15 protein-coding genes and 1 riboswitch are annotated in these 20,611 nt (G+C 48.8%); of the genes, 14 read left to right on the top strand and 1 reads right to left on the bottom strand.

What is annotated here, in order from left to right; genetic code table 11:
* The first annotated feature begins 170 nt into the window (after positions 1 to 170).
* The 3 genes from M3194_RS21585 (at position 171) to M3194_RS21575 (ending at position 4,586) form a co-directional block, all read left to right on the top strand.
* Positions 171 to 704 carry an ADP-heptose synthase gene (locus tag M3194_RS21585; protein ID WP_251656147.1) on the top strand — a complete coding sequence of 178 codons (534 nt, stop codon included), beginning with the start codon at positions 171 to 173 and terminating at the stop codon, positions 702 to 704.
* 309 nt (positions 705 to 1,013) lie between these two features.
* Positions 1,014 to 2,759 (top strand): ABC transporter ATP-binding protein, encoded by a 1,746-nt coding sequence (locus tag M3194_RS21580; RefSeq protein ID WP_251656146.1) that lies wholly within the window; start codon positions 1,014 to 1,016, stop codon positions 2,757 to 2,759.
* Between the two features lie 18 nt (positions 2,760 to 2,777).
* On the top strand, positions 2,778 to 4,586 hold the full coding sequence (locus M3194_RS21575; protein ID WP_251656145.1) for an ABC transporter ATP-binding protein: 1,809 nt from the start codon (positions 2,778 to 2,780) through the stop codon (positions 4,584 to 4,586).
* On the opposite strand, the gene xerS is transcribed toward M3194_RS21575, so the two are convergent.
* Positions 4,583 to 5,680 (bottom strand): tyrosine recombinase XerS, encoded by a 1,098-nt coding sequence (xerS, locus tag M3194_RS21570; RefSeq protein WP_251656144.1) that lies wholly within the window; start codon positions 5,678 to 5,680, stop codon positions 4,583 to 4,585. The two genes, M3194_RS21575 and xerS, sit on opposite strands and share 4 nt — an antisense overlap.
* A gap of 288 nt (positions 5,681 to 5,968) precedes the next feature.
* Between xerS and M3194_RS21565 the strand changes: the two genes are divergently transcribed.
* From M3194_RS21565 to M3194_RS21515, 11 genes are all read left to right on the top strand, one after another.
* Positions 5,969 to 6,580 (top strand): cell wall hydrolase, encoded by a 612-nt coding sequence (locus tag M3194_RS21565; protein WP_251656218.1) that lies wholly within the window; start codon positions 5,969 to 5,971, stop codon positions 6,578 to 6,580.
* Between the two features lie 208 nt (positions 6,581 to 6,788).
* The gene (gene rpiA, locus M3194_RS21560; RefSeq protein WP_251656143.1) at positions 6,789 to 7,463 is read left to right on the top strand and encodes a ribose-5-phosphate isomerase RpiA; all 675 of its coding nucleotides are present in this window, start codon (positions 6,789 to 6,791) and stop codon (positions 7,461 to 7,463) included.
* 32 nt (positions 7,464 to 7,495) lie between these two features.
* The gene (locus M3194_RS21555; protein ID WP_251656142.1) at positions 7,496 to 8,245 is read left to right on the top strand and encodes a metallophosphoesterase family protein; all 750 of its coding nucleotides are present in this window, start codon (positions 7,496 to 7,498) and stop codon (positions 8,243 to 8,245) included.
* Between the two features lie 76 nt (positions 8,246 to 8,321).
* A riboswitch (cobalamin riboswitch) is annotated at positions 8,322 to 8,524 on the top strand.
* Between the two features lie 149 nt (positions 8,525 to 8,673).
* Positions 8,674 to 13,197, top strand: a complete 4,524-nt coding sequence (locus tag M3194_RS21550; protein ID WP_251656141.1) for an S-layer homology domain-containing protein — start codon at positions 8,674 to 8,676, stop codon at positions 13,195 to 13,197.
* 69 nt (positions 13,198 to 13,266) lie between these two features.
* Positions 13,267 to 14,208 carry a DUF4430 domain-containing protein gene (locus M3194_RS21545; RefSeq protein ID WP_251656140.1) on the top strand — a complete coding sequence of 314 codons (942 nt, stop codon included), beginning with the start codon at positions 13,267 to 13,269 and terminating at the stop codon, positions 14,206 to 14,208.
* Positions 14,205 to 15,098, top strand: a complete 894-nt coding sequence (locus M3194_RS21540) for an energy-coupling factor transporter transmembrane component T (protein ID WP_251656139.1) — start codon at positions 14,205 to 14,207, stop codon at positions 15,096 to 15,098. The genes M3194_RS21545 and M3194_RS21540 overlap by 4 nt, the downstream gene beginning before the upstream one ends.
* Positions 15,071 to 16,741, top strand: a complete 1,671-nt coding sequence (locus M3194_RS21535; protein ID WP_251656138.1) for an ABC transporter ATP-binding protein — start codon at positions 15,071 to 15,073, stop codon at positions 16,739 to 16,741. Before M3194_RS21540 ends, M3194_RS21535 begins: the two co-directional genes overlap by 28 nt.
* The gene (locus M3194_RS21530) at positions 16,723 to 17,457 is read left to right on the top strand and encodes an ECF transporter S component (RefSeq protein WP_251656137.1); all 735 of its coding nucleotides are present in this window, start codon (positions 16,723 to 16,725) and stop codon (positions 17,455 to 17,457) included. The genes M3194_RS21535 and M3194_RS21530 overlap by 19 nt, the downstream gene beginning before the upstream one ends.
* A gap of 58 nt (positions 17,458 to 17,515) precedes the next feature.
* Complete coding sequence (locus M3194_RS21525; protein ID WP_251656136.1) at positions 17,516 to 18,127, top strand: LysE family translocator; 612 nt, start codon at positions 17,516 to 17,518, stop codon at positions 18,125 to 18,127.
* Positions 18,128 to 18,283: 156 nt separating this feature from the next.
* Positions 18,284 to 18,502: a cold-inducible protein YdjO-related protein gene (locus M3194_RS21520; RefSeq protein ID WP_251656135.1), complete on the top strand. Its 219-nt coding sequence runs from the start codon at positions 18,284 to 18,286 to the stop codon at positions 18,500 to 18,502.
* Between the two features lie 78 nt (positions 18,503 to 18,580).
* Entirely contained in the window at positions 18,581 to 20,539 is a 1,959-nt protein-coding gene (locus tag M3194_RS21515; RefSeq protein ID WP_251656134.1) for an ATP-dependent DNA helicase, read from the top strand.
* Positions 20,540 to 20,611 lie beyond the last annotated feature (72 nt).

The raw sequence follows: 20,611 nt of genomic DNA, 5'->3' as shown, positions 1-20,611 counted from the left end.
GTAAAAGGCGATATGTGTTTATTCATGCATCGTAAGCGATGGCTAATCTAGCAAAATTCATTGTACCGCTACCCGCGGATTTATTGCAAATTTGGCGAATGGCTATCTTGTACAGGGGTTGTATTATTGTATAATAATGTGGAACCGTGGTTAGAGAAGGAGGGGCAAATATGCGACGGCGATTTGTTATAGAAGCGGTTATGGTTGCAACGTATGGACATCTACTTATTCCGAGCCGTCCGATTGATTACGTCGTGCCTTATTCATCAATACTTGAGTTGTACGATATGAGAGATGGGGCAGAGCCAGTAATGGATGATCCGGATGATGACGCGCATGTTAAGAGCAAGATTGGCGAACTCATTACGTTTTTCGAGGATCCGCTGAACCGGAAGAAAATCGAGCGGTCCATGCAGGTGCCATGGCGTGAAAGCTCGCCGCTCATCTTAAATGACAGGATTCATTTCACGATTGTACATGCCGTTGATAATGCGCATTATGGCGAATTTTTCGATCCGATTGAGACAGAGCTGCTTCTGACGAGCTCGAAGCTGCAAATTCCGCTTCTGTCCGATCAATTCGAATTTCAAGATAAGCTGCTCGAAGCAAGAGTGCCTGTCCAGGTATACGATATCGAAGATTTCGAGTTTGCGGTGGAAGAAGGCATCTCCATTACGGATACGAGTCAATTCGGAGATTCCTGAAAAATAAATAGCTGTTCGACAAAATCAGCTATTGCACGAGAGAGAGTCCGTCTGTTACGATACGAACAGATTACACGAAATATATCCGAAGGGAAAGGGGTGTCCGGTATGCGGAATCAACAACAGGCAATGATTGTTCTGGTTCGTTATTTCCATGCATGCCGAGCAGGCCGCCTTCGCGATGAGACAGCATTAAGCGGATAACGATCTGTTTAATGACGTTTGCATCGTTTACGAGGATCCCGAGCCTAATTGCGGCTTGGGGTCTTTTTTTGTTCTTTTCAGGAGAGAGGGGAGGCATACAAGAGAGTGAAAGTGTTATTGCGGGTATTAGCGTACGTGCGGCCAAGCGCAAAATGGGCGGCAGCGGCCATTGTTATCATGCTGTTTGCTACCATCTTCGATCTCGTAGCGCCTTGGATATTGCGCGAGATCTTTGACGAAGGAATCAAGAAGGGCAATGTATCCGTTATTCTATGGCTGACCTTACTGTTGGTTGGCGTGCAGGTGTTAAAAAGCGCGGGAATGTTCCTTCAGGGCTACTCGCAGGAGCTCGTCGGACAGAACGTTGTATTCAAGCTGAGGGAGCAGTTGTATGCGCAGCTGCAACGGTTATCCTTCTCGTATTACGACAAGGCGCAGACCGGTCAGCTGATGTCGCGTATGACGGGCGATATCGAAGCGGTTAAGAACTTCGTTGGCTTTGGCGCGATGGGGCTGCTTACCGGATTATTAACCTTTGTCGGCACGATGATCTTTATGCTATGGATGCACTGGCAGGTAACGTTAATTAGTACCGTCACGATTCCGCTTATCTTGCTTGTCTTGTGGTGGTTCAGCAGAAAGGTTGGTCCCGCATGGTCCAGTATTCGGGAACAGACCGGACGCCTTACGACGACGCTTCAGGAGAACATCGCAGGCATCCGTGTCGTCAAATCCTTTGCTACGGAAGAAGTGGAGCAGCAGAAATTCGCCGAGCGGAATAAACAGAATTTCGAGACCAATATGGACCGGGCAAAGCTGGAGGCGAAAGCGTTTCCGCTCATGGGCTTGTTTGGCGGCCTGACCTTTGTACTTATGATCTGGCTGGGAGCGGTATACGTTGCGCGCGGGGAAATGACGCTTGGTACGTTCATGGCTTTCCAATGGTATACATGGGGCATTATTTGGCCGCTTAACATGCTGGGCTGGCAGATCAATATTATGCAGCAGGCAATCAAGGCGGCGCCGCGCGTGTTCGAGGTACTGGATACCCCTTGCGATATTATTTCGCCGAAAAAAGGCGTTACAACAAATAACATGCGCGGGCAGGTTTCATTCCGGGATGTCAGCTTCTTCTTCAACGACCAGGACCAAACGAAGGATAATCCGATTCTGAACAACATCTCCTTCGAGGTGAAGCAGGGTGAAGTCATTGCCGTGCTTGGCGCAACGGGCTCCGGGAAAAGCAGCTTGATTGCTCTTCTCTCCAGGTTCTACGATGTGACGGATGGTCATGTAAGGATTGACGGCACGGATGTTCGGGAATACGAACTGGATGGTCTTCGCCGCAGTGTCGGCATCGTGCCGCAGGAGACGTTCCTGTTCTCCGCCTCGATCCGCGACAATATTGCATACGGATATCCGGATGCAACCATGGAGCAAATCGAGCTTGCTGCCCAGAAAGCGCAGATCCATGATTTCATTACGACGATGCCTCATGGCTATGATACTTTAATCGGCGAACGGGGGGTTGGACTCTCCGGCGGTCAAAGACAACGCGTGGCGCTGGCAAGAGCGATTCTAATGAATCCACCAATTTTGGTGCTTGATGAAGCGACAGCCAGCGTAGATACGGCAACGGAATCTGCCATTCACGAAGCTTTGCTAGAAGTCATGAAGGGCAGAACCACCTTTATTATTGCGCAGCGTTTGTCCTCGATTCAGCATGCTGACCGCATCCTTGTTCTGGAACAAGGAAGTTTGATCGAGCAGGGTACGCATAAGGAACTAAGCGAGCGGAACGGATTCTTCCGTCAGCTGTTTGAACGGCAGAAGCTAGCTGCAGGACGTTAATGGACTGGAGGGGAATACATGAGTCAAGTGGAATGGGATGACGACAGCGAGATTGAAGAGAAACCGTTTAATCTCGTCTATATGAAGCGCCTTCTTGGTTATCTGAAGCCTTATCGCAAGACGCTTGCCTTCATCATAGGCGTTGTCCTTATCAATATGATATTAAGCCTTGCAGAGCCCTTGCTGCTTGGGTATTTGATCGATGAAGGCATAACCAAAGGGGATTTTACGGCTATTCATCTATTTGGCATTACCTTGCTTGGGATTAAGATAATCGGGTGGGGCTGCGGCTGGGTTCATACCAAATTCATTAACTTCACCGGCCAGCGTATCCTGTACGATCTCCGTCAGCAGCTGTTCAATCATCTGCAGAAGTTGTCCTTCCGGTTCTTCGACGGACGTCCGGCGGGCAAGATTATGTCCCGGATTACCAATGATACAAATGCCATTGGCGAGCTGATTAACGGCGGCCTGATTACGACGGTTATGGAAATTACGCATCTCGTCGGGATTGTGGCCATCCTTCTGTGGATGGACTGGAAGCTGGCGCTGCTATCATTCATCATGATGCCGCTGCTCTATCTCATCGTGAACCGTCTGCGTCCCCGCATTGAAGGGGCATGGACCCGTTCACGCAAGACAATGTCGGCGATTAACGGGCATTTGAACGAGACGATTCAAGGCATTCGCGTTGTGCAGGCCTTCTCCCGTCAGCATAAGAACAGCGCGCGCTTCGAAGGGATTAACTTCCGGAATAAACAGGCTTTCATGCGCGCGATTATGCTGGAATCCACGGTCTATCCGCTTGTAGAGCTGGTAGGGATGATCGGAACTTGCATCGTGATATGGTTTGGCGCCTCTCAAGTTATTGATGGTGCGCTCACAATCGGTTTTGTGATGGCCTTCATCAATTACTTGTGGCGTTTCTGGGGACCGCTTAGCGCATTGTCCAAGGTCTACAGCCAGGTGCTGTCGGCGATGGCCTCCGCGGAAAGGATCTTTGAGATTCTCGATACGGATGCCGAGGTAACCGATGCAGCCGACGCTCGCCGCATGCCGCATATTCGCGGAGAAGTAGCGTTCGAGAACGTATCGTTCCGTTACGAAGAATCCAAGCCGGATGTACTGCACGGAGTAAGCTTCAAGGTTCGTCCGGGTCAGCGGGTTGCTCTTGTAGGACCTACCGGAGCGGGCAAAAGTACAATCGTTAACCTGCTCATGCGATTCTACGATGCAACCGGCGGGAAGGTTACGATTGACGGATTGGATGTAAAAGACGTGACGCTGGAGTCTCTGCGCAGGCAGATGGGGATTGTGCTTCAGGATTCGTTTATTTTCTCGGGAACGATTGAGCAGAACCTTCGTTACGGGAATGATGAGGCAACTAGAGAGCAGATGATTCAGGCAGCGGAAAGTGTCCGGCTTGACCGGGTAGTGGCTCCGATGAGCGATGGCTATGAAACAGAGGTAGAGGAGCGCGGATCCAAGCTCTCGGTTGGCCAGCGGCAATTGCTTGCCTTCGGCAGGGTGCTGCTATCCGATCCCCGCATTCTAATTCTGGATGAAGCGACTTCCAGCGTGGATACGGAGACCGAGCAGCATATTCAGGAAGCGCTGGAGACCCTGCTGAACGGCAGAACGGCCTTTATCATCGCGCACCGCCTGTCGACGGTACGCGATGCGGATCTGATCCTTGTCGTCCAGGATGGGCGAATTGCGGAGCAAGGCTCGCATAACGAGTTAATGAAGCATGGCGGCGTTTACGCAAAGCTGGTGAATACGCAGCTTAACATGCAGGAGGCCGTGCTGTCGCAAGTGCAGGCTTAGTTGGCCGCTTCGCTCGCTTGCTTGATGCGGTCGATTGCTTCAGCCATCGTTTTATCCGTAAGATGGGCGTAGATTTGGGTCGTCTCCGGCGAGGCGTGCCCAAGCTGCTCCTGCGTCATATAGATATCGTTGCGCAAGTAATAATCGGTTGCGAACGAATGGCGAAGCTTATGTACGCTTAAGTAAGGCTTGCCGAAACGTTTCGCATATTTGATAACCATTTCCTGAATGGCGCGTTTAGTCATTCGAGAGCCTTCTTTTTTGCCGTTAGCAATGGCAAGGAAGAGGGCTTTTTCGCGTTTCGGCGCTTTGTAGTGGGTGTCCCGCAGCTGCAGATACGCAGTCAACGCCTCTACCGCTTCCTGGCGGAAATAGACAGGCGTCTTAAAGGTATCGTCATTCTTGCCCTTTCGAAAGACATAAGCAAGCTTCTTCTTTACGTCAATATCTTCCGCGTTCAGATTCACCACTTCGGATACGCGAAGGCCGGAATGCAGAATCAGGCTGATGATGCAGCTGTCTCTTGTCTGATTCAGCTTGTAGGAGTAGAGCGCTTGTTTATTGGAAGCCACGTCTTTCTCATAATCGGCATGGATGTAGGCCAGGAACTCGGAAATCTCCTCTTCCTGAAGCAGCTTGCCTTCCAGCTTGGCCGCCGTATCCTTCGGCTTACTCGTCCGCTTGATGGAAACCTTGGCCATGACGTTCCGCTTCAGCAGCGGGTAGAACTCCTCATCTTCCGCGATCTGGCTCAAATAATGAAAGAGCGAACGGAGAGAAGACAGCTTGCGGGTAATCGTTGTTCTTGTATTGCTGTGGTTGGGATTCGTCATCAGGAACATCCGGAAGCTGTCGATGCTGTCCATATGCAGCCGTTCGAGCTCAATCAACTCGACATCCTTAACCTTCTCCGCACGGGATAACCCCTCTGCAATGAGCCATCCCATAAACGTCTCATAATCTCTTATATACTCCAGCAAAGAAGAGGGAGACAGGTCCGGAAGCTTATAGTTAATAAATTTCTCCACATACCAGGGCATCATCGGCACACGCCGGTCGAGCTCCTGCCGATCCTTGATTTTGATCACATTCATTGCTGTTCACCTCGTTTCAAATCTTCCTATATTGTACCAATTCAAACGTTAATGAACAATTAGGAAGGTTAGCGGTGGGAGGAAAAAGTTAGCTTAGCAAATAAATGTAATTAATGTATTTGGGTTACTATTCGATAATTTCTATGTTAAACTCGTTTGAAACCAGCCGTTACACAACAAAATTATTCCAATTAATGATTTTATACAATTATTAATAAAATGAGAGGAGTATTAAACTTGATTAATAATCAAATTTATAAATATAGTATTTCCATTATTCTAGCATTTATGATGACGGTCGCCATGCCGCTGCAAGCCGCGAAAGCAGCAGCGCCAGCTACTTTGAGCTATGGCAGCTACGGTCCGGATGTTCCGGATTTGCAATTCCGTTTGAAGACGCTGGGATATTTCGATAATACCGCCATTACCACTTTTTATGGGAAAATGACGGAAGAGGCTGTTCGCAAGTTTCAGGCGGACTCCGGGCTGCAAGCGGACGGAGTATCGGGCGAGAAAACATGGACGGAGCTGAAGAAAAAGTCCGTAAACCAGAAAGAGCTGGATCTTCTGGCACGGATTATTTATGCGGAAGCACGCGGTGAATCCTACAAGGGCCAAGTTGCGGTTGCGGCAGTTGTGCTGAACCGGCTTGCTGCTGACGGATTTCCGAAAACGGTGAAGGGCGTTATTGAAGAAAGCGGCGCTTTCACTGCCGTTGACGACGGCCAGTATAATCTGAAGCCAAACTCAACGGCTTACAAAGCAGCGCTGGATGCGCTTGAAGGCAATGACCCAACGCAAGGCGCGTTGTATTATTTTAATCCGAAGACGGCAACTTCGCAGTGGATTTGGTCCCGCAAGCAAACCGTTCAAATCGGCAATCACATCTTTGCTGTGTAAGCAACGAAATTAGGGCTGCGTACGAAGTTTGCCCGTGATCGGCATGGTTTATGTAATAGAACAAGAAGGACGCAGGCGCATTTTCGCTCAGATGGAGCGGGGATGTGCCTTTATTTATAAGCTGCCCTATATTTCCTAACATTCATAGCTTTGTTATACTAAAAATTAAATCAATTGAACATATTCTAACCAAACTAAAGGTGATGTCATGGAATCGAAACGTATTGCAGCAGAAAAAGCAGTTGAATTTGTAAAAGAAGGCATGAAAGTAGGGCTTGGAACCGGCTCAACCGCGTATTGGGCCATTCAGGCCATCGGCCGTCGGGTGAAGGAAGAAGGGCTTAACATTCAAGCGGTCGCCACCTCTGTTCAATCGGAGCAGCTAGCCAAGGAAGTAGGCATTCCGATGATGCCTTTCGCCGATGTGGATGTGCTGGACTTGACAATTGACGGAGCGGACGAGGTTGATCCCCAGCTGCATCTGATCAAAGGAGGCGGAGGCGCTCTGCTTCGCGAGAAGATTGTGGCGGCGGCCAGCAAGCAGCTGATCATTATCGTGGATGAGAGCAAGGACGTGAAGCATCTGGGCAAATTCCCGCTGCCGGTTGAGATTGTTCCGTTTGCGTTCGAGCTGACGGTTAAGAAATTGCGCAAGCTGGGCTGCGAGCCCAAGCTGCGCAAGAACGGCGAAGAGCTGTACGTAACGGATAACGGCAACTATATCGCGGATTGCGAATTTGGCGTGATTACCGATCCGGAGGCCCTGCATGATGACCTGAACCGGATTCCGGGTGTCGTGGATAACGGGTTATTTATTCATATGGCCAATCTCGTTATCGTGGGTTCCGCGGACGGTTCCATTCGGAGCATTACAAAGGAATAAGGCCGCCATACCCGCAGGAAGGGTGGAGAAGCATGAGCAAGAAGATTGCAATGATAACGGATGTCCATGGCAATATGCCTGCGTTAAGAGCGGCCCTTCATGAGATCGATACTTTGCACAAGGTTGACTCCATCTATTGCTTGGGAGATATGATCGGCATCGGTCCGGATACGAACGAGGTTCTTCAGACGTTATTCTCTAGAGAGAATATCTCGTTTGTGTCCGGCAATCATGATGAGGCCGTACTCGCGCTTATTAAAGGCGAGCCTTATCCTGAGAGCCATTTCCACTCGAAACGGCATCATGAGTGGATAGCGGAGCGGCTGGATAAAGCATTTGTTCCGCTGCTCGAGCACATTCCCCGAATGCTCCGGGAACGCGTGGCCGGTCAGGCCATGTTGTTCACGCATTATCATATAGCTCGCGATAAGTTTAATGATCCGATCAGCAAGGACCCGTTCAGCCCGATAGTCGAGCCTAGCCTGCGCAATCTGGAGGAGCTGTTCGAAGGGTATCAGGATCCTTTTATCGGATTTGGGCATCATCATCCCGTACATTATTTCCGGAGCGACAGGCAGGTATTTGTTAATCCCGGTTCATTGGGCTGCAATGACAAGCCAACGGCAAGGTACGCGATCGTTACGGTAAGCGAGGATGGCTTTGAGGTGCAGTTGAAGGAGGCGGAATACGATAATACGGCTTTTCTTGCTTCCTATGCAAAGCTGGATGTTCCCGAGAGAGAGTTTATTTTGCGCGTCTTTCATGGGGATCAGTTGAGATAGCTTTGCGAGCAGCACTTATTTGAAAAATATAGCATGACAAAATGAAAATTATTCGTTATGATGGGCTAGCTAATTGAATATGAGATAAGTATCAGGTGCCAATGATACCTGCAGCCTATAGCTGTGGTATGGATTGGTTAAAAGGGAAGTTGGGTTAGAATCCCACGCGGTCCCGCCGCTGTAAGAGACGAGTTTATGCATATATCCACTGGGCAACCGGGAAGGGTGCATAAGCGTTGACGCTCAAGCCAGAATACCTGCCTGAAGCTTTCACACCGAAATTCTACGAGCGATAGGAGGGTGTTTATTCGTGCATGCTTATTTTGACATGTATACGTAATCAGACCCCTTAACTTGAAGAAGTTGAGGGGTTTTTGCTGTGTTTTAAATTGTAGTCTTTTGAGAGAGTTATAGAAAGGGAGTTTCAAATGAAAAAGAATAAAATACTAGTCTGGCTGCTTGTAACGGCATTGACGCTATCTGTAATTGCAATGCCGCCTCGGGTGACTTATGCCGATCCGGCTGATAACCCTGCAGGTTACGTCACGCTCGATGTAGAGAAGTTTACGCTCGGACAAGGTTATATAAAGGAACCCGTAAAGGTCCCTTTTTATGAAGGGGATAATGGTGCTGCGTTGATCAGCCGTTTTCTGGGCGAAGGGAATTACAAGCATACAGGCACGAATGATCGTGCTTTCTATCTGTCCTATGTGAAGGATAATGATCCCTCGCCGGTAATGCTTCCAACTTATATTCAAACTTTGATGGCAGAGCAAAATATGCAGTTCGGTTCAAAATCCAATGCCGATTGGCTGGGGGAATTCGATTATACTTTTATGTCCGGATGGATGTATGCGGTTAATAATACGCTTCCTCCTGTTGGATTCTCGGATTATGAGCCTCAAGATGGTGATGTCATCCGTACACAGTTCACTGTGTATGGCTTTGGCGAAGACCTGGGCAACGAGTGTGGTAGTATCCATCTTGCCAATAAGGATGCCTTAACAGAAGCTGTTGCCGAAATAAACAGTGCACCAAATAAAGAAGATTTACTGCTAAACGAAGCGATTGGCACAGCCTATGAACAGGCTTACGCCTTGCTGAAAAACATGGAAAGTACGCAAGAGGATATTGATGCGGCACTTATGGAGCTCGAAGGTGCACAAGATACGACACCTCCAACTATTACGACGAGCGGACTGACTAACAATCAGGTTGTCAGCCAACAGCAACTTGCCTTTACCATATCTGTAACAGACAATGTGCCACAGACGATTGCACCGGAAGTTAAGTTGAACGGTAACTTGTTGCAGCCATCAAGCGGCCAGTATACGGCAGACCTCAAATCAGGCTTGAATACACTTGTCATTAAAGCCATTGACAGATCGGGTAATCAAGCATCTCAAACGTACTCCGTCACATATAAAACAAGCGCAGCAGTTACGATTGGACAATATGTTGAGCGTAATCTAGCTTATATTTTGTCCACTGTTACCACCCCCGTTTTTGGGACACTTAACGGAGAATGGTCCGTATTGACTTTGGCCCGTGGTAATTATGAAGTGCCGGAAGGCTATTATAATTCCTATCACAGCAAGGTTATAGCTGCTGTTCAAGATAAACAAAATGTATTGGATCCGGATAAATATACCGAGCATTCCAGAGTAGTTCTGGCCCTGACATCTATCGGTAAGGATGTAACGAATGTAGGTGGTTATAACCAACTGGAGAAGCTGGCTGACTTCAATAAAGTAATTGCCCAAGGCATTAACGGTCCTACCTTTGCTTTGCTTGCTTTTGACAGCCATAACTATGAGATTCCAGTCGTAAAAGGAGTTGCCGTTCAGTCGACAAGAGAAAATCTAATTCAATACATACTGGACAAAGAGGTAAAGAAAGGAACGGAAAATGCAGGCGGATGGGGTTTTGGCAGTTTTACCGACGTTGATCTTACCGCTATGGCACTTCAAGCACTAGCTCCTTATTACAACAGCAATCCTGACGTCAAATCAGCTGCTGATCGTGCGGTTGCTTGGCTATCCAAATCGCAAAGCGGCATTGACGGCGGATATTCTTCAAGTGAAAGTATTGCACAGGTTATTGTTGCGCTCAGCGCATTAGGCATTGATTCCCATTCGGATCCTCATTTTGTGAAGAATGGCCAATCTCTTATCGATGCCCTCCTGCTGTATGCTCTGCCAAACGGCGGATTCAGACATACAAAGACTGGCGGCGTCAACGGAATGGCGACCGATCAAGACACCTATGCCCTTGTTGCTTATGACCGCTTCCTGAAACAGAAGCATTCCCTGTATGACATGACGGATGTTACCCTTTCTACGGATCAACCTGCGAATCCAGGGGATCTGGCATTGCCTCCAGGCAATACGCCGCAAGTATCCGTCCCGGATGATTCAGTGAATTACCGCATTCCAGTTACAGCAGCAGACGGCAGTAAACAAATCGGTATTTCAATTCCAAGCGGGAAAATATCCGATGTGAAGCTGAGCCTCCCGCTTAACACCTCCTTGCCCCAAATTGAAGCAATAAAAGGCAATAATTCTTTACTTATTTCACAAGGCACTCAAGTATCATCGGGAGATTCTGCGGGCATTCATTTGCTTACTACCTTAAATTCTAATGACATCGCCTTGAAAGCTCAGTTAAGTTCAATTATTGCCAGCGGTAAGAAACTTGATCAAGTATCCGTTGCCTTCTCTATGGGCGGAAGCGCGCGCGTGCAATTCAGCCAGTTCGTCACATTGACACTTAGAGGAATGGGCGGAAAAAGCGCGGCGTATATCGAAGGCGGCGTCGCGACTTCTATTACAAAATATGCAAACGATGCATTAGGCCTTTCAAGCGGCAAAAATGAATACGCGTATGATAACGGCACTGATCTGATTATAAAAACGAAGCATTTTACCGACTATGTTGCTTTTGCCGAAAGCACGATCGTGGTAGATGGGGGAGGCAGCAACCCTCCGCCGTCAGCGACTAAATATGTAACATTATCCGTTGATAAATTAACAATTAACAAAGGCTACACCGTTTCAAACACCAAGATTGAGCTGCTTTCCGGCGATACTGCGTGGAGCGTACTCAAACGAATATTAGACAACAGAGGATTAACGTACGAGTATGTCTTCACTCCGAAATACAACAGCGTTTATTTACAGTCTATTGACGGTGATGGTGAATTCGACCATGGCAGCGGCAGCGGCTGGATGTATAACGTTAACGGTGTTTACCCGAACATTGGAGCAAGCCTCTACGAATTGAAGGATGGAGATAAGCTTCAATGGCGTTATACAACCGATCTTGGTATCGATCTTGGGGTAGATCCGGGCGACTGGGAAACGCCTGGCGAGAACGGCAATAATAACGGTATTGGGGAAGGCAACGGTGATACAGAAGGCGGTTCTGGCGAAACAGGCACGCCTCCGAAATCGAAACTAGAGAAACTATACTCCGACGCCTCCCAGATCTCGAACTGGGCTAAGAAGGCGATTGAGCAAGCATCGGACAAAGGCTCCGTACAGGGCAGTGGCGGTAAGTTTCATCCTACAGACTTCGTTACCAGAGCGGAATTTGCAAAAATGCTCGTGTCCGTACTAGCGTTGCCAACAACGGATTCAACAGCAGGGTTTAGCGATGTTACATCAAAAGACTGGTTTGCGCCATATGTCAACGCGGTTGCACAAGCTGGATATATGAACGGGTATCAGCAGCATTTTAATCCTAATGCAAGCATTACCCGTGAAGAGATGGCCGTGACAATTGTTCGGGCGCTTGGTATCAAAGCAACAGTACCTGAAACAGCGATAAATGATTTGCAGGCTGCATCGGTATGGGCGCAGTCAGATATCGCAACGATAGTGCATACTGGCTTGATGCAAGGATCAGGCGGCAAGTTTGATCCGCATGCCAAAGTGACACGCGAGATGGCAGCCGTTGTGGCCATACGTTCTTATGATTACAAGCAATCTGCCGGCAGCAACCCGGTTGATGCCAAGCAGCTGGAAGTACAAGGCCAAATCAAGACAACAGCTGCCTTTTTGCAGAAGGCGGTAACGGACCCGGTCATAGCGAGCGTTGGGGGAGAATGGACAGTCTTGGGGTTAGCTCGTTCCGGAATACCCGTATCTGATTCCTATTTCTCCAAGTATTATTCGAACGTTGAACAGTCCGTAAAAGAAAAACAAGGCAAGCTTCACTCGGTAAAGTACACGGAATATGATCGAGTCATTCTGGCCTTAACGGCTATCGGCAAAGATGTACACAATGTGGCTGGTTATAATCTGACAAAGCCGCTTGCCGATTATGAGACAGTCATTAAGCAAGGAATCAATGGTCCAATCTTCGCATTGATTGCGCTAGACAGTAACGGTTACTCCATACCGACTGATGCCAGTGTGAAGACACAGACTACTAAGGAGCTCTTAGTTGATTTTATTCTTAGTCGCGAGATCGAAAGCGGAGGCTGGGCGCTTGGAGAGAAGCCTTCTGAAGCGGATCCCGATATTACGGCGATGGTATTGCAAGCATTTGCTCCCTATTATGCTTCCAATACGACTGTAAAAGAAGCTGTTGATCGCGGTACGGCATGGCTTTCGAAAGCACAACGGGCCGATGGCGGGTATGCAAGCGGTGGAGCCGTTAATTCAGAAAGCGCGTCTCAGGTTGTTGTTGCATTAACTGCTCTTGGCATTGATCCGCACACGGACACTCGTTTTGTGAAGAATGGGCATTCTGTCTTGAACGCTTTGCTTAGCTATTCGGCTTCAGACGGCGGATTCTATCATGTGAAATCGGGAAGTACCGGCAACGGCGGGGCTCAGCCTGGCGAAGTAGATCTGATGGCAACGGATCAAGCTTTTTATGCTCTTGTTGCTTATGACCGCTTCAAGAGCGGCATCAAACGGTTGTATGACATGACAGATGTGCAATAAGCTTGATCTTCGCAAGGGCATTCGTATGCCCTTGCTTCGTTATTTCTATATTTAGAGGTGGGAAACAGGATGAACAAGAAAATTACCGCCATGCTTATCGTCGGGGTCTTGGCGATTGCCTACTTCTGGGGAGGAAATTACGCTAACGGCCCCTCATCAGAGAAGTATATCGCAGCAGTTCCAGTTTCTACGGAAGATGCGGCAATTACCGCGTCACCAGACAGCTCGACGAACCCAGCGTTGTCGGGACAACAACCTTTCGAATCAGCTTCATCGGATCCCATATCTTCGGTTCAGGAGCAGTCTGACACCAAGGAGTACCCTCAGCCAACAGAAACGGCTAGCAGTGGCAATACTGAAGAGCAATCTCCCGAGCCCTCGAACGTGCCCAAAGCTTCACCTGCGCCATCGGCATCGGCTAAACCATCTGTCGGAGTCACCGATTCGGGCAAAGGGACAGAGACTACGCCGGCTACAAAGCCTCCCGCCGCCACACCGGAAGGGAAGGACAAATATCAGACGGACCCTGTACCGTCGGGTAAGCCCCAGCCGGTCGAGTGGCAGGACGTTGAGATCGATAAGAATAAGTCTTTAACCGTAACCTTGTCGGTATCTGCTGCAACGATACTGAATAATCTGGATAGCTTCAACGAAGATAAGCGCGAAGTTCTACCGAAGGACGGCATGATTTATAAAGCGCAGAAGGTTACCTTTTATGAAGGGGAGTCGGTATTTGACGTGCTTTTGCGGGAAATGAAGAAAAACAAGATTCATATGGAATTCGAGATGACGCCCATCTATAACAGTAACTATATAGAGGGTATTAATAATATCTACGAATTCGACTGCGGAGAGCTTAGCGGTTGGATGTATAAAGTGAACGGATGGTTCCCGAATTATGGTGCCAGCCGTTACGCGCTTAAGGACGGAGATATTGTAGAGTGGGTGTACACCTGTGATCTGGGGCGCGATGTTGGCGGATATAGCGCAGGAGTAGGAGATAAGTCATGAACCGAAATGGTTTTGCCGGCTATCACCCTCTGATTAACTTTGTATATTTTACAGCGGTGCTGCTGTTTGGCATGTTCTTCGTTCATCCCATCATGCAGGTTATATCACTTGTCAGTGCCTCTTGTTACTCCATCATGCTTCGGGGCAGGAGAGCGGTTCGTTTTCAGTTGCTGTACATGCTTCCGCTGCTGCTTGCCGCAGCCCTGTTTAATCCTGCTTTTAATCACGCAGGGGTAACGATTCTGTTCTATTTAAAAAGCGGCAACCCGATTACGCTGGAATCTATTTTGTATGGGATCTCGTCAGCTTGCATGCTTATAACGGTCCTCATCTGGTTCTCCTGCTACAATGCGGTTATGACTTCGGACAAATTTATTTATCTGTTCGGGAAGCTGATTCCAGCATTATCGCTTATCTTATCTATGGTGCTTAGATTTGTGCCTCGGTACAAGGATCAGATTAGACGGATTTCTTATGCCCAGCGAAGTATCGGCAAGGATGTATCACAAGGCAACTTGCTTCGGCGTGCAAGGAACGGGCTGACCATTCTGTCGATTATGACAACCTGGGCGCTGGAGAACGCGATCGAGACGGCTGATTCCATGAAATCCAGAGGGTATGGATTACCCAGACGTACCAGCTATTCGCTGTACCGGCTCGATAATCGGGATAAAGGTTTTATGGCAGTTATGCTCAGCCTAATTATCATTGTTGTCATTGGGGAGGTGAACGGCGAGAATACGATGCGGTTTTTCCCTTCGGTACAAACAGCTGAGGTTACGCCGTTTAGCATCCTCATCTATGCAGCTTACTTAGGTTTATGTATGATGCCGGTTATTCAACATATGATGGAGGCAATCAAGTGGAAATCTATCGCATCGAAGATGTAAGCTTTACCTTCCCTCTTCAGGCGAGGAAAGCTATATATCATATTCAGTTGACGATTCAAAGCGGCGAGTTCATCACGATTGGCGGGAAATCCGGAAGCGGGAAGAGCACTTTACTCCGCCAACTGAAGCCTATTTTGTCCCCCCATGGAGAGCGAGAAGGCAAGATCAACTTTCGTGGGCTGCCGATTGAAGGGCTGGACCAGCGTCAACAGGCATCCGAGATTGGTTTTGTACTGCAAAATCCGGACAATGGCATCGTAACGGATAAGGTTTGGCATGAACTTGCTTTTGGCCTCGAAAGCTTAGGTCTGGATCAACAGGCGATCCGGCTTCGCGTCGCGGAGACGGCAAGCTTTTTCGGCATACAGAACTGGTTCCACAAGAGTGTGACAGAGTTGTCCGGTGGACAGAAGCAGTTGCTCAATCTCGCCTCTATGATGGCCATGCATCCGACTGTGCTTCTGCTTGATGAACCTACTTCCCAGCTTGATCCTATAGCGGCAGCGGACTTCATCGAGACATTGCGGAAAATTAACCGGGAGCTTGGGACGACCATCATTATGACGGAGCATCGATTGGAAGAAGTACTGCCTGTATCGGACCGGTTTATCGTTATGGATGAAGGCAAGGTTATTGTGGACGATAACCCGCGGAAAGCCGGAGAAGCTTTATGGCATATGAACCATCCGATGTTTACAGCAGTGCCTTCGCCGATGCAAATCTACGCCGGAGTGACGCAAGACTCTTCCTATCCGGTTACCGTGAAAGAAGGACGTCAGTGGCTTGACCGCTACATTACAAATAGGTCTTTTGTGAGGGAGGAGGCAGTTACAGCCATAATATCATCGGTTAAACAGCCTGCCGTCCGGTTTAAAGATATATGGTTCAAATATGAGAAGAACGGGCCTGATGTCATTAAAGATTTGTCTTTTGAGGTTGCCGAAGGACAGTTCTACTGTCTGGTCGGGGGGAATGGTACGGGCAAGACTACGGCTTTATCGCTTGCTGGCGGGCTGTACCAGCCATACCGGGGCAAGGTGTATATTGGCGGGAAAAACGCTGCTTCCATGAGTTTCAAAGAACTGTACCAGAGTAACCTGGCCTATCTGCCTCAAAACCCGCAGCATTTGTTCGTGAAGAAGACTGTTGAACAGGATTTAGCGGAAATGCTGGTCCAATCTTCTTTAACAAGGGAGGAGAAGGCGGACAAAGTCTTCGCAATAAGCGAGTTTCTTGAGCTCCAGAATCTGCTGGGGATGCATCCTTATGATCTAAGCGGCGGAGAGCAGCAGAGAGCGGCGCTTGCCAAAGTGCTGCTGCTTGAGCCGCGCATTCTCCTCCTGGATGAGCCGACCAAAGGCCTCGACAGCTTCTTCAAGGATAAGCTGGCATCTTATTTGAAAAAGCTTAACGCCCAAGGAGTTACGATAATAATGGTATCCCATGATATTGAGTTCTGTGCCAAGTATGCGGATGTCTGCGCCATGTTCTTTGACGGGAGTATTACGACAAGCGGGCAGGCAAAGACATTCTTTGCGGGGAACAGCTTCTACACAACGGCGGCAAACCGGATGGTGCGTCATGTTTGGAAGAGCGCAGTTACGGTAGAGGACGTGATTAGGCGATGCAAGAATCACGGTTAGAGAAAACGAATAGTCGGTTCGGCAGAAGAACTCTCGTATCCGCATTCCTTATTTTTGTCATCATACCGGCCACCATTCTGTTTGGCGTATATGCACTGGACGACCGGAAATATTATTTTATCAGCCTTCTTATTATTCTTTATACAATGCTTCCGTTTGCCATGGTGTTCGAGAAGAGAAAGCCTCAAGCCCGCGAGCTTATCGTAATTGCCGTGTTGTCTGCCATTGCCGTTGCTGGAAGGGCCGCATTCTTTATGCTTCCGCAGTTTAAGCCCGTGGCCGCCATTGTTATTATCGCGGGTGTCAGCTTTGGACCGGAAGCCGGATTTCTAGTCGGAGCGACAACTGGCTTCGTATCTAACTTCTTTTTCGGTCAGGGACCGTGGACACCATGGCAAATGTTCTGCTTTGGCATCATCGGTTTTATAGCAGGTCTCCTCTTCAGGAAAGGCTGGCTTCGGAAAAAAAGGCTTTCCTTATCTGTGTTCGGAGGACTTGCGACCTTTGTAATTTACGGAGGTATTATTAACATAGGCTCGATGCTTATGTTTACTCCGACCCTATCAAGAGAGGCTTTGATTGCAACTTATGTTTCGGGCTTTTGGTTCGATCTGATTCATGCCGCGGCTACGGCGATATTTCTATTCATTCTCTCAAAACCAATGATTGAGAAGCTGGACCGTATTAAGTTGAAATATGGTCTGATAGACAGATAGAAAGAATGCTATAATGGACAATGATATACGTAAAAAAGAGAGAGCGGAGTAAATCTGCATGAGTATGTGGAGCGGGGTCCTTGTAGGTCTGTCCATTGCGGCTCCAGTTGGGCCGATTGGCGTGTTATGCATGAAAAGAACGATTAACCAGGGCAGGCCGTATGGCGTCTTATCCGGTTTGGGAGCAGCGTCTGCCGATGCGGTGTATGGCCTTATTGCTGCGGTGGGGTTCACGGCGTTAACGAACGTCCTTGTTGATCAGCAGCTATGGATCCGGTTAATCGGCGGAATATTTCTTTGTTATCTGGGTTATCAATCCATTCGAGCCCTTCCGGCCAGCGGTCATGATCCCCAATTAAACAATGGCCTGCTCAAAGCTTATTTGACGACCTTCTTCCTGACGCTGACCAATCCAATGACCATCTTATCGTTTGTTGCGATCTTTGCGGGCATTCAGCATTCGGCAGATGCAACAATAGGCGACTCACTCCTGCTCGTTCTGGGCATTTTCCTTGGTTCCGTGCTTTGGTGGCTCACGCTGGCGACACTGGTAGGCACGGTTAGAAGAGCTTTGAACCAGCGCGCAATGAGATGGATCAATGTCTTATCCGGCATTCTTCTGCTCGCTTTTGGCATCTGGTCGATCGCTTCTGCGGTCCGGCTGGGATAGTGAAGAAATTGACCAAATAGCGTGAATAATTCACCTCAATGCGAGGCGGGCTTTTTCTTCCTATTTCACCGAAGTTCCTTTGACTTAAGCGCCTCGGAAGTGATATATTAATCGAAGTTTGTTTTTTACGTGTTTTAAGGAAAGGGATGCAAAAAAGTGGCTACAAGCGAGGACATCACGAAACCGAAGTTAATACCGACGAAAATTTTGAAATGCAAAAATCCGGACTGTAAAGCGTGGGTTCGGGATGAAATGGCCGCTGAAGATCAATTGTGTCCGATGTGCAAGGGTCCTATGGCACGAAGCATGAAGCACTTGCCGGCATTGCAAAAAAAAGCAAAGCCAAAGCCGCGCAAGCCGAAATCGGAATTTTAAGCTTACAACTATGGGGGACAAGCCGGACGGCTGCGTACGAGACGCAGCCGTTTGTGCTTGTATGGAGGAACGTTATAAGTGAGCAATCATTATCCATTTGAGTTTGATCCGAAGCTTCCATTCATTCAGCAGGCAAGCGACTGGATTGCGGATGTCTTTTATGAACAGCTGCCTGAAGCGGGATTCGAGGTTCGCGATGAGCAGATCTATATGGCCTTCCAGCTTGAGAGAGCTTACGCCGAGAAACAGACGATCTTCGCGGAGGCTGGCGTAGGCACGGGGAAAACACTTGCCTATTTGCTGTATGCTATCAGCTATGCCCGTTATACAAGAAAGCCGGCCATCATCGCTTGCGCGGACGAGTCTCTGATTGAGCAGCTTGTGAAGCCGGAAGGGGATATTGCCAAGCTTGCCCGGTATCTGGAATTTACCATTGATGCACGCCTCGGGAAATCGCCCGATCAATATATTTGCTTGAATAAACTGGATGACGCCCGAGCGGCCTTTGATGAGGATGCTGAAGCGTTTGACGAGATCTTCCGCGAGCTGCCGTCCTTCGTGCATAAGCCGGAAACGATGCAAAGCTTTCATCCTTACGGCAACCGTAAAGATTACCCGTCATTAAACGACGGGCAATGGGTGAAGTTAGGCTGGGATGTATTCCAGGATTGCCTGGTTTGCGATAGAAGACATCGCTGCGGACAAACGCTGTCGCGCGATCATTACCGGAAGGCTGCCGATCTGATTATTTGCTCGCATGACTTCTATATGGAACATGTATGGACCTATGAGGCTCGCAAACGCGAGGGTCAGCTTCCGCTTCTGCCTGAGCATAGCTCGGTTGTTTTTGACGAAGGACATCTTCTGGAGACAGCGGCTCAGAAGGCGTTAACATACAAAATGAACCATGCGGTGTTCGAGAGCATTATTACGCGCCTGCTGCAAGATGAGATCCGGGAATCGCTGGCGCTGGCAGTGGAAGAAGCCATTGTGCAAAGCGATCACTTATTCGCGCTGCTTGCCCGCCATAGTAAAGCCGTTCCGGCATCGAGCCGGAAGGAATTGCTCTGGAATCCTGAGCTTGTTCGCGAAGTGAATCGCCTACAGGATGTGCTGTCGTCTATTGAAGAGGAGCTGGTTTTCGAAAGCGGCCTGTTCACGATCGACGATTACCAGCTCAAGATTGTGGAAGAGCATATCGAAATGATTCAATTCGCCTTATCCTTATTCAAACGGGAAGAGAAACCGATCAGCTGGGCTTCCGAAGACAAGGACGGGCTTACGTTGGTCATCATGCCAAGATGGGTGAAGGAAGTGCTGAAGGAGCAGGTCTTCTCGAAGAAGATGCCAATTGTGTTCTCGTCGGCAACGCTGTCCGTTGGAGGAGCTTTCGACTATATCAAGGAGAGCTTGGGCATTGAACAGGCTTTATCCTTCTCAGTACCTTCTCCATACGAATACGAGGAACAAATGCAGGTGCTTTTGCCACGCGAGTCGCAAGCCGATTTGAGCTGGGAAGACAAGATGAGTGCTGCGGATAAGCTGCTGGGGCAACAAGGCGGGCGTACGTTATTCCTGTTTCCCTCCATGGAAGAACTCGAGCAGTTCGGTAAGGAAGCAGCGGAACGTGGTCTGACTGACGGCTACCGCTTCTTGTTTGAGGGATCAGCCGAGATTAGTCATCTCATCGCTGAATTCCAAAACGATGAGACCAGCGTACTATGCGCGGTAACATTGTGGGAGGGGCTTGATATACCCGGGCCGTCGCTGTCACAGGTGATTATGTGGTCGCTGCCATTCCCGCCGAATGATCCCGTCTTTGAAGCAAGACGCAGCGATGCAGCGAATCCGTTCTCGGATGTCGACATGCCTTATATGCTGCTGCGGTTGAGACAAGGCATAGGCCGCCTGATTCGAGCACGTGAAGACCGTGGCTCCGTAGTTATCTTCGGTCAGCAGCTGAACGACGATACTGTGCGCAAGCAGGTACTAAGCGTGCTGCCGGATGGCGTTCAGGTTAGCGATATAGCGATATAGATTTACCAACCAAGAAGAGCCCGGGGCTTTTCTTGGTTTTTGTTCATTTGAACGGTATCCATGCTGTATATC

The organism is Paenibacillus glycanilyticus, from assembly GCF_023715145.1.
GTDB classification, from domain to species: Bacteria; Bacillota; Bacilli; order Paenibacillales; family Paenibacillaceae; genus Pristimantibacillus; species Pristimantibacillus glycanilyticus_A.
This window is presented reverse-complemented; position numbering and strand designations above follow the sequence as displayed.

Excerpts from the sequence above, each read along its gene's own strand:
- M3194_RS21585 (WP_251656147.1), top strand. The coding sequence starts at position 171 with ATGCGACGGCGATTTGTTATAGAAGCGGTTATGGTTGCAACGTATGGA.
- M3194_RS21530 (WP_251656137.1), top strand. The coding sequence starts at position 16,723 with ATGCAAGAATCACGGTTAGAGAAAACGAATAGTCGGTTCGGCAGAAGA.
- rpiA (WP_251656143.1), top strand. The coding sequence starts at position 6,789 with ATGGAATCGAAACGTATTGCAGCAGAAAAAGCAGTTGAATTTGTAAAA.
- M3194_RS21525 (WP_251656136.1), top strand. The coding sequence starts at position 17,516 with ATGAGTATGTGGAGCGGGGTCCTTGTAGGTCTGTCCATTGCGGCTCCA.
- M3194_RS21555 (WP_251656142.1), top strand. The coding sequence starts at position 7,496 with ATGAGCAAGAAGATTGCAATGATAACGGATGTCCATGGCAATATGCCT.
- xerS (WP_251656144.1), bottom strand. The coding sequence starts at position 5,680 with ATGAATGTGATCAAAATCAAGGATCGGCAGGAGCTCGACCGGCGTGTG.
- M3194_RS21540 (WP_251656139.1), top strand. The coding sequence starts at position 14,205 with ATGAACCGAAATGGTTTTGCCGGCTATCACCCTCTGATTAACTTTGTA.
- M3194_RS21575 (WP_251656145.1), top strand. The coding sequence starts at position 2,778 with ATGAGTCAAGTGGAATGGGATGACGACAGCGAGATTGAAGAGAAACCG.
- M3194_RS21545 (WP_251656140.1), top strand. The coding sequence starts at position 13,267 with ATGAACAAGAAAATTACCGCCATGCTTATCGTCGGGGTCTTGGCGATT.
- M3194_RS21550 (WP_251656141.1), top strand. The coding sequence starts at position 8,674 with ATGAAAAAGAATAAAATACTAGTCTGGCTGCTTGTAACGGCATTGACG.
- M3194_RS21565 (WP_251656218.1), top strand. The coding sequence starts at position 5,969 with ATGATGACGGTCGCCATGCCGCTGCAAGCCGCGAAAGCAGCAGCGCCA.